General features: G+C 61.0%; 13 protein-coding genes. 7 read left to right on the top strand and 6 right to left on the bottom strand.

The annotated features are described in order from the left end of the window. Window positions 1-204 precede the first annotated feature (204 nt). The 4 genes from rhaB to rhaM all read left to right on the top strand — a co-directional run bounded on the left by rhaB (window position 205) and on the right by rhaM (window position 4,242). Window positions 205-1,677: a rhamnulokinase gene (rhaB, locus tag AFK67_RS00905; protein ID WP_038884209.1), complete on the top strand. Its 1,473-nt coding sequence runs from the start codon at window positions 205-207 to the stop codon at window positions 1,675-1,677. Beyond that, window positions 1,674-2,930, top strand: a complete 1,257-nt coding sequence (locus AFK67_RS00900; protein WP_038875526.1) for an L-rhamnose isomerase — start codon at window positions 1,674-1,676, stop codon at window positions 2,928-2,930. The genes rhaB and AFK67_RS00900 overlap by 4 nt, the downstream gene beginning before the upstream one ends. Window positions 2,931-2,939: 9 nt before the next feature. Then, a complete protein-coding gene (gene rhaD, locus AFK67_RS00895; RefSeq protein WP_007729157.1) occupies window positions 2,940-3,764 on the top strand; it encodes a rhamnulose-1-phosphate aldolase in 825 nt (274 codons plus the stop codon). 163 nt (window positions 3,765-3,927) lie between these two features. Then, window positions 3,928-4,242: an L-rhamnose mutarotase gene (rhaM, locus tag AFK67_RS00890; protein WP_007729156.1), complete on the top strand. Its 315-nt coding sequence runs from the start codon at window positions 3,928-3,930 to the stop codon at window positions 4,240-4,242. Window positions 4,243-4,374: 132 nt separating this feature from the next. Here rhaM and AFK67_RS00885 read toward each other — a convergent pair whose 3' ends face one another. The 4 genes from AFK67_RS00885 to AFK67_RS00870 form a co-directional block, all read right to left on the bottom strand. Next, on the bottom strand, window positions 4,375-5,637 hold the full coding sequence (locus AFK67_RS00885; protein WP_007729154.1) for an MFS transporter: 1,263 nt from the start codon (window positions 5,635-5,637) through the stop codon (window positions 4,375-4,377). 56 nt (window positions 5,638-5,693) lie between these two features. Beyond that, window positions 5,694-7,817, bottom strand: coding sequence for an alpha-galactosidase (locus tag AFK67_RS00880; protein ID WP_038884210.1), 2,124 nt, complete (start codon window positions 7,815-7,817; stop codon window positions 5,694-5,696). Window positions 7,818-7,947: 130 nt separating this feature from the next. Next, window positions 7,948-8,955, bottom strand: a complete 1,008-nt coding sequence (locus AFK67_RS00875; RefSeq protein ID WP_038884211.1) for a substrate-binding domain-containing protein — start codon at window positions 8,953-8,955, stop codon at window positions 7,948-7,950. Between the two features lie 74 nt (window positions 8,956-9,029). Next, window positions 9,030-9,578, bottom strand: coding sequence for a helix-turn-helix domain-containing protein (locus AFK67_RS00870; RefSeq protein ID WP_007711075.1), 549 nt, complete (start codon window positions 9,576-9,578; stop codon window positions 9,030-9,032). 99 nt (window positions 9,579-9,677) lie between these two features. On the opposite strand from AFK67_RS00870, the gene AFK67_RS00865 reads away from it, so the two are divergent. Together AFK67_RS00865 and AFK67_RS00860 are read left to right on the top strand one after the other, a co-directional pair. Then, window positions 9,678-10,340 (top strand): AzlC family ABC transporter permease, encoded by a 663-nt coding sequence (locus tag AFK67_RS00865; protein WP_032966303.1) that lies wholly within the window; start codon window positions 9,678-9,680, stop codon window positions 10,338-10,340. Next, window positions 10,340-10,663 (top strand): AzlD domain-containing protein, encoded by a 324-nt coding sequence (locus tag AFK67_RS00860; protein ID WP_032966302.1) that lies wholly within the window; start codon window positions 10,340-10,342, stop codon window positions 10,661-10,663. Before AFK67_RS00865 ends, AFK67_RS00860 begins: the two co-directional genes overlap by 1 nt. 38 nt (window positions 10,664-10,701) lie before the next feature. Here the strand turns inward: AFK67_RS00860 and AFK67_RS00855 are convergent, their stop codons facing one another. Both AFK67_RS00855 and fdhD read right to left on the bottom strand, forming a co-directional pair. Next, window positions 10,702-10,911: a YdgH/BhsA/McbA family protein gene (locus tag AFK67_RS00855; protein WP_007711067.1), complete on the bottom strand. Its 210-nt coding sequence runs from the start codon at window positions 10,909-10,911 to the stop codon at window positions 10,702-10,704. A gap of 130 nt (window positions 10,912-11,041) precedes the next feature. Further along, entirely contained in the window at window positions 11,042-11,884 is an 843-nt protein-coding gene (gene fdhD, locus AFK67_RS00850; protein WP_007711065.1) for a formate dehydrogenase accessory sulfurtransferase FdhD, read from the bottom strand. A gap of 165 nt (window positions 11,885-12,049) precedes the next feature. Between fdhD and fdnG the strand changes: the two genes are divergently transcribed. Then, window positions 12,050-15,100: a formate dehydrogenase-N subunit alpha gene (gene fdnG, locus AFK67_RS00840; protein WP_144421353.1), complete on the top strand. Its 3,051-nt coding sequence runs from the start codon at window positions 12,050-12,052 to the stop codon at window positions 15,098-15,100. The last annotated feature ends 3 nt before the right edge of the window (window positions 15,101-15,103 follow it).

Here is a 15,103-nt window from a genome sequence, read left to right as displayed (position 1 = left end):
TTTTTTAAGAAACGTCGTGAAATTTCTGGAAATGCGGCACGGCTCACATGCGTCCTCATTCGCCCTGCAAACGCCATTCTGTGACCTTCCTCACGTTCATCTTTACCTCCTTGCCAGCGCCGGTAACGCGCTGTCAGTGGGATGAAGGTGCGCCGCCGCGCCGCTCCCTAGACTAGCGTCAGAGATTCCAACAAGGACCCCATCATGACTATTCGCCATAGCGTCGCGGTCGACCTGGGCGCCTCCAGCGGCCGCGTGATGCTGGCCCGCTACGACCGCGAGGGACAGCGCCTGACCCTTCAGGAAATCCACCGTTTCGCCAACGGCCTGCGCCGCGTGGACGGTTTCGACACCTGGGATGTGGACGCGCTGGAGCGTGACGTGTGCCTCGGGCTCGAAAAAGCCTGCGCGAGCGGCGTCGCCATCGACAGTATCGGCATCGACACCTGGGGCGTCGATTTTGTACTGCTGGATGAACGCGGCGAGCGTGTCGGCCTGCCGGTGTCATACCGCGACAGCCGTACCGACGGCGTCATGACTCGCGCGCAGCAGCAGATGGGTCGGGAGGCTATCTACCGCCGCACCGGCATTCAGTTCCTGCCGTTCAACACGCTTTATCAGTTCCGCGCGCTGGCAGATCAGCAGCCGGAACTGGTCGGACGGGTGGCGCATGCGCTGCTCATCCCGGACTACCTCTGCTACCGGCTGACCGGCGCGCTGAACTGGGATTACACCAACGCCACCACCACGCAGCTGATGAATATCGACACCGATAACTGGGACGAGACGCTGCTCGACTGGGCGGGCGTGCCGAAACGCTGGCTGGGGACGCCGACGCATCCGGGCAACGTCATCGGCCACTGGCGCAGCGCGCAGGGCGTCGAGGTTCCGGTGGTGTCAGTCGCAACGCACGACACCGCCAGCGCCGTGATCGCCGCCCCGCTGGCGAGCCCGGACGCGGCGTATCTCTCCTCCGGCACCTGGTCGCTGATGGGCTTTGAGAGCAAAACTCCTTACACCGACGACCGGGCGCTGGCCGCTAACATCACCAACGAAGGCGGCGCCGAAGGGCGCTATCGGGTGCTGAAAAATATTATGGGGCTGTGGCTGTTGCAGCGTGTCTGCCAGGAGCAACAGATTACCGACCTGCCCGCGCTGATTGACGAAGCGCGCGCGCTGCCCGCCTGTCGGTTTGTCGTCAACCCTAACGACGACCGCTTTATCAATCCAGACAACATGAGCCGCGCGCTGCAAGCCGCGTGCCGTGAAAACGGCCAGCCTGCGCCACAAAGCGCGGCACAGCTGGCGCGCTGCATCTTCGACAGCCTGGCGCTGCTCTACGCCCGCGTGCTGGATGAGCTGACTGCCCTGCGCGAGCGGCCTTTCACGGTGCTGCATATCGTCGGCGGCGGTAGCCAGAACGCGTTTCTCAATCAGCTCTGCGCCGATGCCTGCGGCATTCCGGTGCTGGCGGGACCGGTGGAAGCCTCCACGCTCGGCAATATCGGCTGCCAGCTGATGGCGCTCGACGAGATAACCGATGTCGACGCATTTCGCCGTGTGGTGACCGCCAGCCAGCCGCTGACCCATTTTCACCCTCAGACCGACAGTGAGATTGCCCGCCATGCGGCGCGGGTGTCGTCGTGTCGTCAAACCAGGAAGGAGCTTTACGCATGACCACTCAAATCAACCAGGCATGGGAACTGGCGAAGCAGCGCTTCGCCGCCGTGGGCGTCGATGCTGACGCCGCGCTGCGCCAGCTCGACCGCCTGCCGGTATCGATGCACTGCTGGCAGGGCGACGACGTGGCCGGGTTTGAAAATCCGCAGGGGCAACTGACCGGCGGCATTCAGGCCACCGGCAACTATCCGGGCAAGGCGCGTAACGCCGAAGAGCTGCGGGCGGATCTCGGCCAGGCGCTGCGCCTCATCCCCGGCCCAAAACGCGTGAACCTGCACGCCATCTATCTGGAATCTGACGCGCCGGTCGCGCGTAACGAGATAAAACCGGAACATTTCGCCGGTTGGGTCGCCTGGGCGCGTGACCACCAGCTGGGGCTCGACTTCAACCCGTCCTGCTTCTCGCACCCGTTAAGCGCCGACGGCTTTACGCTCTCTCACGCCAACCCGGAAATCCGCCAGTTCTGGATTGAGCACTGCCAGGCGAGCCGCCGCGTCTCGGCATCGTTCGGCGAACAGCTCGGCACGCCCTCGGTAATGAATATCTGGATCCCGGACGGCATGAAAGATACGCCGGTAGACCGCCTCGCGCCGCGCCAGCGCCTGCTGGCGGCGCTTGATGACGTGATAAGCGAAAAACTCAACCCCGCGCACCATATCGACGCGGTAGAGAGCAAGCTGTTCGGTATCGGCGCGGAGAGCTACACCGTGGGCTCGAACGAGTTTTATCTCGGCTACGCCGCGAGCCGCCAGACCGCGCTCTGCCTCGACGCCGGGCATTTCCACCCGACCGAAGTGATTTCCGACAAAATCTCCAGCGCGATGCTCTACGTGCCACGTCTGCTGCTGCACGTCAGCCGCCCGGTACGCTGGGACAGCGATCATGTCGTGCTGCTGGATGACGAAACCCAGGCCATCGCCGGTGAAATCATTCGCCACGACCTGTTCGACCGCGTGCATATCGGCCTCGACTTCTTCGACGCCTCCATCAACCGCATCGCGGCATGGGTGATTGGCACCCGCAACATGAAAAAAGCGCTACTGCGCGCGCTGCTGGAGCCGACCGCACAGCTCCGCCAGCTTGAGCTCGAAGGCGATTACACCGCCCGGCTGGCGCTGCTTGAAGAGCAAAAATCGCTGCCGTGGCAGGCGGTGTGGGAAATGTACTGCCTGCGCCACGATACCCCGGCTGACGCCTCGTGGCTCTCCGCCGTCCGTCAGTATGAACAACATGTATTAAGCCAGCGCTAAGGAGCACGCATGCAACGCATTCTTTCTTCCTGGTTTGTCCAGGGTATGGTGAAAGCCACCAGCGATATGTGGCTGAAAGGCTGGGATGAACGTAACGGCGGCAACGTGAGCCTGCGCCTTGACGCCGCCGACGTGGAGCCGTACCGCGATACGTTTTACCCGCAGCCGCGCTGCGTGGAGCTGAGCCAGCCCCGCGCGGAGCTCGCGGGCTGCTGGTTTCTGGTCACCGGCTCAGGGAAATTTTTCCGCAACGTACAGCTCGACCCGGCGGATACGCTGGCGCTCCTGCGCATCACCGACGACGGCATGGCGTATCACATTCACTGGGGGCTCGCTAACGGCGGTCTGCCGACGTCTGAACTGGCGTCGCATTTGCAGTCGCACGCGGTGCGCAAGGCGGTCTCCGGCGACAAAGACCGCGTGATCATGCACTGCCACGCCACCAACCTGATCGCCCTGAGCTTTGTGCTGGAGCTTGATGAATCGCGCTTTACACGTCTGCTGTGGGAAGGCAGCACCGAGTGTCTGGTCGTCTTCCCGGACGGCGTCGGTATCGTGCCGTGGATGGTGCCGGGCACCGACGGCATCGGCACCGCGACCGCAGAGCAGATGAAAACCCACACCCTGGTGCTGTGGCCGCATCACGGCATTTTCGGCACCGGGCCGACGCTCGACGAGGCGTTCGGGCTTATCGACACCGCTGAGAAATCGGCGGAGATCCTGGTCAAAGTGCTTTCCATGGGAGGCATGAAACAGACCATTACGCGTGACGAGTTAATCGCGCTCGGCGAACGTTTCGGCGTGACCCCGCACGCCGGTGCGATCGCGCTTTAACGCGCGGTTGCATGGGTTACATGGATTGCATGGTGGGTGCGCTGCGCTTACCCACCCTACCTCGGTATTTCCGGAGCAGCACGTAGGGCGGGTAAGCGTAGCGCACCCGCCGTCACCGCCAAACAAGGAGAATTCACATGACCGTTATGCTGGCGGAGGCATTATGATCCGCAAAGCGTTTGTAATGCAGGTAAACCCTGACGCCCACGACGAGTACGAACGCCGTCATTCGCCCATCTGGCCGGAGCTGGAGGCGGTGCTTAAGGAGCACGGCGCGCACCATTACGCCATTTACCTCGACACAGAGCGACACCTGCTGTTCGCCACCGTGGACATCGAAAGCGAGGCGCGCTGGGACGCGGTTGCGCGAACCGAGGTGTGCCAGCGCTGGTGGCGACACATGCGCGATATTATGCCGACCAACCCGGACAACAGCCCGGTGAGCCGGGAATTAAAAGCAGTGTTTTACCTTGATTAAGCGGGTGCGTGGGGGTGAGTGATTGGGATGGCGAGTTATGGGGATGGCGGGTGCGCTGGCGCTTACCCGCCCTACGCCGCCCAGCCCAACCCCCGCCGTTATCCACGCCCTATTATTTACGTGCCGCTTACCTCACGCTTTCACCGTCTCCTTCAATGCCACGCCGGGCCGGTGGCTGGAGAGCGTAAACGCGGAGACCACGGTGATGCTCAGCACGATGCTACCGAGGATCAGATAGGTGTCCTGAAAACCGATGCGGTCATACATATTGCCGGCGAAGGCCGAGAGGAAAATTGCCGCCATCTGTTTGGCGAACTGAAAACCAATCAGGTAAATGGTCGCCGAAAGCCGCGTGTCGAACACGCCGGTAATGTATTTAAACGCCCCCACCAGCAGGAACGGCACCTCCAGCGCGTGCAGCATTTTCAGCGCGATAATTTCATATACCGATGTCGCAAACGCCGAGCCGATAATGCGCGTCGTCATAATCGTGCCCGCAATCAGCAGCGTGTTCTTCGCGCCGATGCGGTTAATTATCCACGGCGAGCAGAACATGATGATAGCGTTGCACATCTCCCCCGCCGTGGTGGCGAAACCGAACGCCTGAGTGCCCGCCTGCGGCGTCGGGAAGAACGATTTAAAAAACGTGGCGAACTGCTGGTCGAAAACGTCATAAACGCAGGCCACGCCTACCACATAGAGAATGAACATCCACAGCTTCGGCAAGCGAAACAGGCCGAGCGCCATCTTTGCCGTCACCTGCGGCTGGTTCGCGCCAAGCGCGTTCATCACCTGCGCCGTCGGGTTGACGCGCGGGCGAGCGATAAACAGCAGCCCCATCAGCACCAGCGCCGCGCCGGAGCCCATCCAGAACACCATCGCCGGGTTTACGTTAAACAACATCCCCGCCGTCGAAGCGCACAGCCCCCAGCCGAGGCAGCCGAACATACGCGCCTTGCCATATTCAAACGCGCTGCTGCGGCTCACGCGCTCGATATACGCCTCAATTGCCCCGGAGCCGGACGAGAAACAGAAGCCGATATACAGCCCGCCCGCCAGCGCGCCGAGCCAGATATTCACCTTCAACAGCGGGCCGAACACCCACAGGAAGAACGGCGCGAACAGCACCAGCAGGGTAGTGATGATCCACAGCAGATGCTTTTTTAGCCCCAGCTTGTCGGAAATCACGCCCAGCACCGGCTGGAACGCGATAGCAAACAGCGACATGCAGGAGAAAACAATGCCGGTATCGGTTTTATTCAGGCCAATTACGTCCGACAGCCAGATAGGCAGAAACGGAAAGCAGGTGGCCATAATGAAGAAATAGAAAAAGAAAAAGAGACCGAAAATCCAGAAGTTAGCGTTATTTTTGTAGGTACAGGCGGTTGTTGTCATTATCGTATCCTCGCAAGGCACACCATTACGGCGCCGCACGCGCGGCGCCTCCACCATCACACGCGTTCAAAAGCAATCAATATGGCGGTTTCCGGGTCCAGCACCGGCAGTTGTAGACCGGCCTGCGCCAGCCACTCCCCCGTCGCGCTCACCGGTTCGTTCATCCAGCCCGGCAGCTGGCGCATGGTGTGGCCGCCTGCCCCGGTGAGCTGAATATTCGGATGATCCACCAGCCGCACCTGGTAGCGCGCCTGCGGCTCCAGCCCCGGCACGCGCAGCGCGCCCGGCAGCGTGTAGTCCGGCATCGCCAGCTGGCTGACCAGAAACAGGCCCTGCGTCTTGTCCTGGCTTACCACGCCCTGCACCTGGGTGGCGGCGTCCGGCATCTCCACGCGCCACAAATTGCCGGTGTGGATAAGCCCGCGCCACTGCTTATAGAGCGCGGCGTAGCGCTGGTAGCCCGCGGCCTCGTCGGCGCCGGCGGCGACCGGGTCGAGCTCCAGTCCCATATGGCCGAACAGCGCCGTCAGGCCACGAAACTCAATGCTGTGCTGGCGGAAAGTGGCGTGGCAGCGCGGGTTGCCGATATGCGCGCCCATGACTTCCGGCGGGAAGAAATAGCTCATGCCGCGCTGGATCGTGTTGCGCTCCAGCGCGTCGTTGTTGTCAGACGCCCAGAAGCGGTGCGTGCGCGTCAGCACTTCATAATCGATACGCCCGCCGCCGGAGGCGCAGGATTCAAATTCAACGTGCGGGAAGCGCGCGCGCAGTGTATCCAGCAGGCGATAGAACTGACGCGTCTGGGCATCCGCCGCCGCCCTACCCTCGTGCCCCGGCTGCACCAGCTCGCGGTTCATATCCCACTTCACGTAATCCACCGGGTGCTCGCCGAGCAGCCAGCTCATGCGCGCCAGCAGGTAGTCGAACGCGTCGGGAATATTCAGGTTAAGCACCCACTGATGGCGGCCCGTTGTTTTCGGGTAGCCCGGCAGCGCCAGCACCCAGTCCGGGTGCGCGCGGTACAGGTCGGAATCGGGATTGATCATCTCCGGCTCTACCCAGATGCCAAACTCCATACCGAGCGCTTTAACGTGGTTGATGACCGGCATCAGACCATCCGGGTATTTCTGCGCGTCGAGATACCAGTCGCCAAGCGCCGCATGGTCGTCGTTGCGACCCTTAAACCAGCCGTCGTCGATAATAAAACGCTCCACGCCAAGCGCGGCCGCCTGGCTTGCCATCTGCATGATGTATTCCGGCTGGTGGTCGAAGTAGATCCCCTCCCAGGTGTTGAGATGCACCGGGCGCGGCTTGTTGCCGGGAAAACGGATGACCTCATCACGCAGGAAGCGGTGGAACTGCTGGCTCATGCCGTTGAGTCCGCGCGTGGAGTGGCTGGCGAAGAGCCAGGGGGTGTGGAGCGTTTCGCCTTCCTGCAGCGCCATCTCACCCGGCAGATAGAGCGCCTCGGCCTGCAGGTAGCGACGCCCGTCGGTTTTCGCCTCGCACTTGAGCCGGTGGTTGCCGCTCCAGCCAAGATGCACGCCCCAGACGTCGCCGTGCTGCTCGCCAAAGCCCGCCGTCCCGGCGATGAGCGCCGGAAAATGCTCGTGCGAGGTGCGTCCGCGACGGTTTTCCAGCACAAAGCCGTCATGGCTTAACGTGACGCGGTGCGGCTGGAATTCACGCGTCCAGCGGCCATGAAACGCCATCACCTCGAACGCGCGCTCCGCCACCGGCAGCGTGACGGCGAAGCGATCCACCTGCCAGGCGCCCGCGCGCAGATTGGTCAGCCCGTGGCGCACCTTCAGCACGCCGCTGTTGCTGAGCGCCAGCTCGCTGACGAGCCGCAGCCCGGCGGTGGCGTCTTCGCTGACGAGAGTCAGCGTCTGTCCGTCCTGCGTCACGTCACGCGTGGTAAAGAGCGGCGAGGCGTCGAGCCCGTTGCGGTGCCCTTCGAGCCCCGGCGCGCCGAACAGGCCATGACCCTGTTCCGCCATCAGCGTGACGGGCGAATCGGCATCCAGACGCCCGTTGGCGACCGGGCGTATCAGGCTGGCGCAATCCTGCGCCGAAAAGTGGGCAAGATGTGGTCCCCAGTAAATAATTTCGGCGAACGGCTGCGTTTTGATAATGACGTCAGTGGTGGGACTCGTCAGACGATGAAGGTGGGTTTCCATAAAAGCCTCTGTGGTAACAGGAATGCTTTTACTGTTGATCCGAAACGTTTCGGATGCCAACCAAAACGTTTCGGATGTGTGATCTGGTCGGAATTTTACTTAGGATTTTTGCTTGGGAATTTGCCCTGCTTCAGGGCGCGGCACGGAGCGTGGAGCCCGGCAGAAAGTCGGGTTGCCACAGCACCTGGAGCTGCGCCACGGGCTCACCGGCAATTAACCGCTGCACCATATCGGCAATCTGGCGTCCGACGCCTTCGCGGGTGGACTGGATAACGGCGGCCACGTCGGTCTCCACAATGCTGTCGGGCGGCAGACCGTCATACACCACCAGCGAGACGGCGTCTTTACCGTGCAGCCGGTCAAGCGTCTGGAGCGCCATCGCCGCGCCGTCGCCAAGCGAGTTGCAGTCGGTCACGATGGCCGAGGGCGGCGCAGGCTGCGCCATCAGTTCCAGCACCGCTTTGTAGCCCGCGCGGCGGGTGGGCGGCAGCATCCGCAGCCCGCTCTCATCCAGCTGATGCGCGCGTAAGGCGTCGCGCCAGCCTTCCCGGCGCTGGGTGATAAACGCCTGGCTGTTGTGCTCGCCGAGCATCGCGATGCGCCGGTGGCCAAGCGCTATCAAACGCTGCGTGGCCTGGTGGGTGCCGGCGTGGTTGTCGAAATCGAACCAGGCGTAAGGCTGCGGCAGCTGGCTGCGCCCGAGCGCCAGAAAAGGAAAGTTCGCGGCCTGTAGCTGCTGTAATCGCGGGTCGTTATCGAGCGTATGCGCCACAATCAGCGCATCCACGCGGCGGCTTTGCACCAGCCGCATATAGCTGTGGCTGTCAGAGAGATCGTCATCGGCAATCAGCAGTAAATCGACCTCGTGTTGCGCCAGTTCGCGGCTGATCTCGCCCACCATCTCCATAAAGACGCTGTTATTGAGCGGCACCGGATGCACCGGGAAGACCAGCCCCACGGCGTCGATTTTGCCCATCTTTAAGCGACGCGCGAAGGTGTTGGGCCGATAGCCGCGGCGCTGCGCCTCAGCCTCTACCCGCGCGCGGGTTTCCTGAGAGACGTCGTCATAGCCGTTCAGCGCGCGGCTGACGGTCGTGACGGAGAGGCCAAGTTGGGCGGCGATAGCTTTAAGCGACATACATTAGGTGCCTGATTGCAAAGTGCATAAAAGGGACGCCTGGGTTAACCAGACGCCCACAGATTTTCTAAGGCTTAATTCTGTTCCGCTACCAGAATCGCCTGAGTATCCGGTTCCAGCGCGCGGAAAATATGCGCCTGATCGGCGGGATAACAGATGTAATCCCCGGCGTTAAGCTCTTCGGGCGCGTCGACAAGGCCCACCAGCGCCCGCCCCTGGGTCACGATGATATGTTCCACCGAGCCCGTCGGGTGCGGATGCGAAAACCGCTCGCCTTCCGGCTGGGTGAGCAGTAAGTAGATGTCGCGGCGCGCGCCTGGCGGACAGGTCGCGAGCAGGATCGCCTGATAGTTAGCGAGCTCCGCCACGACCTTCGGCCCTTCGCCGCGGCGGATGACCTGCGTGTTATTCACCTGCGGCTCCATCAGGCGCGCGAAGGGAATATCCAGCGCCACGCAGAGCGCCCAGAGCGTCTCAAGGCTTGGGTTGCCGTTACCGGCTTCCAGCTGGGAGAGCGTGGATTTGGCGATCCCCGCGCGGCGGGCCACTTCGGCCAGCGAGAGTCCGGCGCGCGTGCGTTCGCGCACCAGGCTTTTAGCGATCACGCTGATTGGCTGTGTCATTGCGTTTCCCTCGTTCGTTAAAATGAACGAACGTTCGTGTTGAAAATCGGCGGCGGCGTGTTCATTATAATGGTCATTCGTTCGTTATGGGTGAAAAGTATGGTAATGCAACGTTTCGCCTGCCTGAAAGGCGACATTATAAAGGCTATTGCGCTGGTCTGTCTGGCGGTTGGCGTGGTCGGTGTTTCTTACGGCACGCTGGCGATGGCTTACGGCTTTGCGCTGTGGGTGCCGCTGCTGCTGTCAGTCTCCGTGCTGGCGGGCGCATCTGAATTCATTTTTATCGGCATTGTGGCGAGCGGCGGCAGCCCGCTTGCAGCGGCGGCAGCAGGTTTGCTGGTCAATGCCCGCCATCTGCCGTTCGGCATCACCGTGCGGGATCTGGTGGGCCGCGGCGTGAAAAGGCTGCTGGGCTCGCACATCATGAATGACGAAAGCGTGGTGTTCGGGCTGTCGCAGGCCACACCCGAGACGCGCAAGGCCGCCTACTGGCTGTGCGGGCTTGGGGTGGCGCTGGCCTGGCCGCTTGGCGTGGTTATCGGCGTGGCGATGGGCACGCTGCTGCCCGCCCCGGAGACCATCGGTCTGGACGCCGTGTTCCCGGCGATCCTGCTGGCGCTGGTGCTGCCTGCGCTGAAGAATAAAACCACGCTTATTCGCGCCGGCAGCGGTGCGGCGCTCTCGCTTGCCGCCGTGCCGTTTGCCCCGGTGGGGCTGCCGGTGCTACTTTCTCTGGCCGGTTTACTGACGAGGAGGAAATAATGGCAAGCACCATAACTATCCTTTCCGGTATCGCCGTGCTCTCCGTTGGCACCTATCTGATGCGCTTTGGCGGAGCGAAGCTTGGCAACAAGCTGGCGCTGAGCGAACGCGCGCAGGCGCTGCTCTCCGATGCGGCAACGACGTTACTGTTTGCCGTGGCGCTGGCGGCCACTTTTTATGAAGGCGAAAACTTTGCAGGGATGGCGAGAGTGCTGGGCGTGGCGTTCGCGCTCTTCCTGGTCTGGCGCAAGGCCCCCTTAATTGCAGTGATTGTCGCCGCGGCGGTGGTGACGGCGCTGCTGCGTCTCGCGGGAATGCCATAAAAAAAGCGCCCTCAGGCGCTCTTTCGACAACTTCTGGTTTATTTATTCAGTTCGGCGGTCATGTGAACCTGGTTGCCGGTGAACGCTTCGGTGATGGTGTAGGTCGCGCCGAGCTGTTCTGCCTGTGCGGCGATTTTGGCTTCAGCCCCCGAGAGCGTGGTGTCGGTCGCGGTCACGGACTGGCCAGCGAAGGCGCCGAAAGCGGTAGCAAGGGTCATAACTGCAACAAAAGATTTGATAGTTTTCATGGCAAGATTCCTTCAGGTCTGGTTTAAGTGGGAAGGCGCAGTGCCTTCGATGTGTGTAATAGTAGACCTGCAAACCGGAAACCAAAAGCGGAAGGATTTGCCATTCTCTTTCAGAAAAACTGAACAATAATTATGCGTTAGTATCGCCTGCCATCAGCCGCTGCGGGTGCGTATAAATCGTGGCGCGACCAGGGCGCGAGAAGCCCACCAGCGTCAGGTTACAGCGCGCGGCGACCTCCACCGCAAGCGTGGTGGCGGCAGAGACCGCAAAGAGGATCTCAACACCACAGGTGGCGGCTTTCTGCACCATTTCATAGCTGGCGCGGCTTGAAACCAGCACAGCGCCCTGCTGCCAGCCTTCGCGCGCGCGGCGGCCCAGCAGTTTATCGAGCGCGACGTGACGCCCGACATCTTCATGCCCGCCCGCTATCTCGCCCTGCGGCGTCAGCCAGGCAGCGGCATGGGTGCAACCGGTCAGCTCGCCCACGGGCTGGACGCTGGCAAGTTGACGCAGCGCGCCGTCCAGGTGCGCAAGCGAGAAGGTCTGCGTAAACGGCAGCGGCGCCAGGGGCCGCACGATATCATTGAGCTGTTCCACGCCGCAGACGCCGCAGCCGGTGCGCCCGGCCAGGTTGCGCCGACGCTCCTTCAGGCCCATAAAGCGACGGCTGGAAAGTTCCACCTGAATTTCGATACCATTACACCCATGGATAATATCCATGCCGTAAATTTCGTGTGAAGATTCGACAATTCCTTCCGATAAAGAAAATCCAAGGGCAAAATTTTCCAAATCTTTGGGAGATGCCATCATCACGACGTGGGATATCCCGTTGTAGACCAGTGCTACCGGCACTTCTTCCGCCAGCCAGTCCGGCTGCGTGGTGGTGAGATTCTCTCTTTTCCAGAGCGGAAGGGAACGAGCGGCGGTGACGTCGGTCACGTTTTGCAACAGTTCTGGATGGTTCTTATTCACTTTTTATTAACCGTCTGAAACAGCCTCAGCAACATTGTGGTATTCTGTTGCGCCTAATCCCTCCGCGTTTAGAAGGGAATGATGATTGTGAACCGTTGCGGCGGCATCCGCAAAAGAAAAACCATACGACTTACTTTGTGACAATGTCTGAACAAGGAGCAATCCATGCAGGTCAGCAGAAGGCAGTTCTTTAAGATCTGCGCTGGCGGTATGGCAGGCACCACGGCAGCCGCACTGGGATTCGCTCCCAGCGTCGCGCTGGCGGAAACACGGCAATATAAACTGCTGCGCACCCGCGAAACCCGTAATACCTGTACGTACTGCTCCGTTGGCTGTGGGCTTTTGATGTATAGCCTCGGCGACGGCGCGAAAAACGCAAAATCCACGATTTTCCACATCGAAGGGGACCCGGATCATCCGGTAAACCGCGGGGCGCTTTGCCCGAAAGGCGCAGGTCTGGTGGATTTTATCCATTCTGAGTCTCGTCTGAAGTACCCGGAATACCGCGCGCCAGGCTCCGACAAATGGCAGCGCATCAGCTGGGAAGACGCGTTCGAGCGTATCGCTAAGCTGATGAAAGAAGACCGCGACGCTAACTTTATCGCGCAGAACGCCGAAGGCACCACCGTCAACCGTTGGCTCTCCACCGGTATGCTGTGTGCTTCCGCGTCCAGTAACGAAACCGGCTATTTAACCCAGAAATTTACTCGCGCCCTCGGCATGTTAGCCGTGGATAACCAGGCGCGTGTCTGACACGGACCAACGGTAGCAAGTCTTGCTCCAACATTTGGTCGCGGTGCGATGACCAACCACTGGGTTGATATGAAGAACGCCAACCTCATCGTCGTGATGGGTGGGAACGCGGCAGAAGCGCATCCGGTGGGTTTCCGCTGGGCGATGGAAGCCAAGATCCACAATGGCGCGAAGCTTATCGTGATTGACCCGCGCTTTACGCGCACGGCGTCGGTGGCCGATTTCTATACGCCTATCCGTTCCGGTACTGACATTGCCTTCCTGTCAGGCGTACTGCTGTACCTGCTGAACAACAACAAATTTAACCGCGAATATGTCGAGGCCTATACCAACGCCAGCCTGATCGTGCGTGAGGATTACGGTTTCGATGACGGCCTGTTTACTGGCTACGACGCGGAAAAACGCAAATATGACAAAACCAGCTGGCACTATGAGCTGGACGAAAAAGGCTTCGCCAAACGCGATACCACGCTCTCTCACCCGCGCTGCGTCTGGAACCTGCTGAAAACGCACGTCTCCCGCTATACGCCAGAGGTGGTGGAGAATATCTGCGGTACGCCGAAAGCCGACTTCCTGAAAGTGTGCGAATACATCGCCGAAACCAGCGTGCACGACAAAACCGCGTCGTTCCTGTATGCGCTCGGCTGGACGCAGCACTCTGTTGGTGCGCAGAACATCCGTACCATGGCCATGATCCAGCTGCTGTTGGGTAACATGGGGATGGCGGGTGGCGGCGTGAATGCGCTGCGCGGGCACTCCAACATTCAGGGTCTGACCGACCTCGGCCTACTGACCCAGAGCCTGACCGGCTACATGACGCTGCCAAGCGAAAAACAAGCCGATCTGCAAACGTACCTGACCGCCAACACGCCGAAACCGCTGCTGGAAGGCCAGGTGAACTACTGGGGCAACTACCCGAAATTCTTCGTCTCGCTGATGAAAGCCTTCTATGGCGATAACGCGACGGCCGAGAATAACTGGGGCTTCGACTGGCTGCCGAAGTGGGACAAAGGCTACGACGTCCTGCAATATTTCGAGATGATGCATCAGGGCAAGGTCAACGGCTATCTTTGCCAGGGCTTTAACCCGGTCGCGTCGTTCCCGAATAAAAACAAAGTGATCGCTTCGCTGTCGAAGCTGAAATTCCTGGTCACCATCGATCCGCTCAACACCGAAACCGCCACCTTCTGGCAGAACCACGGCGAGCAGAACGATGTCGATACCGCGAGCATTCAGACCGAAGTGTTCCGCCTGCCATCGACCTGCTTTGCCGAAGAGAACGGTTCTATCGTGAACTCCGGCCGCTGGCTGCAGTGGCACTGGAAAGGACAGGACGCGCCGGGCGAAGCGCTGAACGACGGCGAAATCCTGGCCGGTATCTTCCTGCGCCTGCGCAAGATGTATGCCCAGGAGGGCGGCGCCTGCCCGGAACAGGTGCTCAACATGACCTGGAACTATTCGACGCCGGAAAACCCGTCGCCGGAAGAAGTGGCCATGGAGAGCAACGGTAAAGCGCTGAAAGACATCATCGACCCGGTCACCGGCAAGGTCCTTGCGAAAAAAGGCGATCAGCTTAGCACCTTCGCGCACCTGCGCGACGACGGCACCACGTCAAGCGGCTGCTGGATCTTCGCAGGCAGCTGGACGCCGGACGGCAACCAGATGGCGCGTCGCGACAACGCCGACCCGTCAGGCCTTGGCAATACGCTGGGCTGGGCATGGGCGTGGCCGCTTAACCGCCGCATCCTGTATAACCGCGCCTCCGCGGATCCGCAGGGCAAACCGTGGGATCCGAAACGTCAGCTCCTGTCTTACGCCAACGGCAAGTGGGTCGGCGCCGATATCCCGGACTACAGCACCGCGCCTCCGGGCAGCGATGTCGGTCCGTTTATCATGCAGCCGGAAGGCATGGGCCGCCTGTTCGCCATCGACAAAATGGCGGAGGGCCCGTTCCCGGAACACTACGAGCCGTTTGAGACGCCGATTGGCACCAACCCGCTGCACCCGAACGTGGTGTCTAACCCGGCGGCGCGCGTGTTCAAAGGCGATCTGGAAGCGATGGGCAAAGCGGACAAGTTCCCGTATGTCGGCACAACGTACCGTCTGACCGAGCATTTCCACTACTGGACCAAGCACGCGCTGTTGAACTCCATCGCGCAGCCGGAGCAGTTTGTGGAGATCGGCGAGAAACTCGCCGGCAAGCTCGGCATCGCGCAGGGCGACACCGTGAAGGTCTCCTCCAACCGTGGCTACATCAAAGCCAAGGCGGTGGTGACCAAGCGTATTCGCACGCTCAACGTGGACGGCAAGCAGGTGGATACCATCGGCATTCCGATCCACTGGGGGTACGAAGGTGTCGCGAAGAAAGGCTTTATCGCCAACACGCTGACGCCGTTTGTGGGCGACGCCAACACCCAGACGCCGGAATTTAAGGCGTTCCTGGTGAACGTGGAAAAGGTATAGCGG

The sequence above is a fragment of the Cronobacter dublinensis subsp. dublinensis LMG 23823 genome (genome assembly GCF_001277235.1).
Lineage (GTDB): Bacteria > Pseudomonadota > Gammaproteobacteria > Enterobacterales > Enterobacteriaceae > Cronobacter > Cronobacter dublinensis.
The sequence above is the reverse complement of the archived record's forward strand: the minus strand, read 5'-3'. Positions and strand labels throughout refer to the sequence as shown.

Excerpts from the sequence above, each read along its gene's own strand:
- rhaB (WP_038884209.1), top strand. The coding sequence starts at position 205 with ATGACTATTCGCCATAGCGTCGCGGTCGACCTGGGCGCCTCCAGCGGC.
- AFK67_RS00900 (WP_038875526.1), top strand. The coding sequence starts at position 1,674 with ATGACCACTCAAATCAACCAGGCATGGGAACTGGCGAAGCAGCGCTTC.
- rhaD (WP_007729157.1), top strand. The coding sequence starts at position 2,940 with ATGCAACGCATTCTTTCTTCCTGGTTTGTCCAGGGTATGGTGAAAGCC.
- rhaM (WP_007729156.1), top strand. The coding sequence starts at position 3,928 with ATGATCCGCAAAGCGTTTGTAATGCAGGTAAACCCTGACGCCCACGAC.
- AFK67_RS00885 (WP_007729154.1), bottom strand. The coding sequence starts at position 5,637 with ATGACAACAACCGCCTGTACCTACAAAAATAACGCTAACTTCTGGATT.
- AFK67_RS00880 (WP_038884210.1), bottom strand. The coding sequence starts at position 7,817 with ATGGAAACCCACCTTCATCGTCTGACGAGTCCCACCACTGACGTCATT.
- AFK67_RS00875 (WP_038884211.1), bottom strand. The coding sequence starts at position 8,955 with ATGTCGCTTAAAGCTATCGCCGCCCAACTTGGCCTCTCCGTCACGACC.
- AFK67_RS00870 (WP_007711075.1), bottom strand. The coding sequence starts at position 9,578 with ATGACACAGCCAATCAGCGTGATCGCTAAAAGCCTGGTGCGCGAACGC.
- AFK67_RS00865 (WP_032966303.1), top strand. The coding sequence starts at position 9,678 with ATGGTAATGCAACGTTTCGCCTGCCTGAAAGGCGACATTATAAAGGCT.
- AFK67_RS00860 (WP_032966302.1), top strand. The coding sequence starts at position 10,340 with ATGGCAAGCACCATAACTATCCTTTCCGGTATCGCCGTGCTCTCCGTT.
- AFK67_RS00855 (WP_007711067.1), bottom strand. The coding sequence starts at position 10,911 with ATGAAAACTATCAAATCTTTTGTTGCAGTTATGACCCTTGCTACCGCT.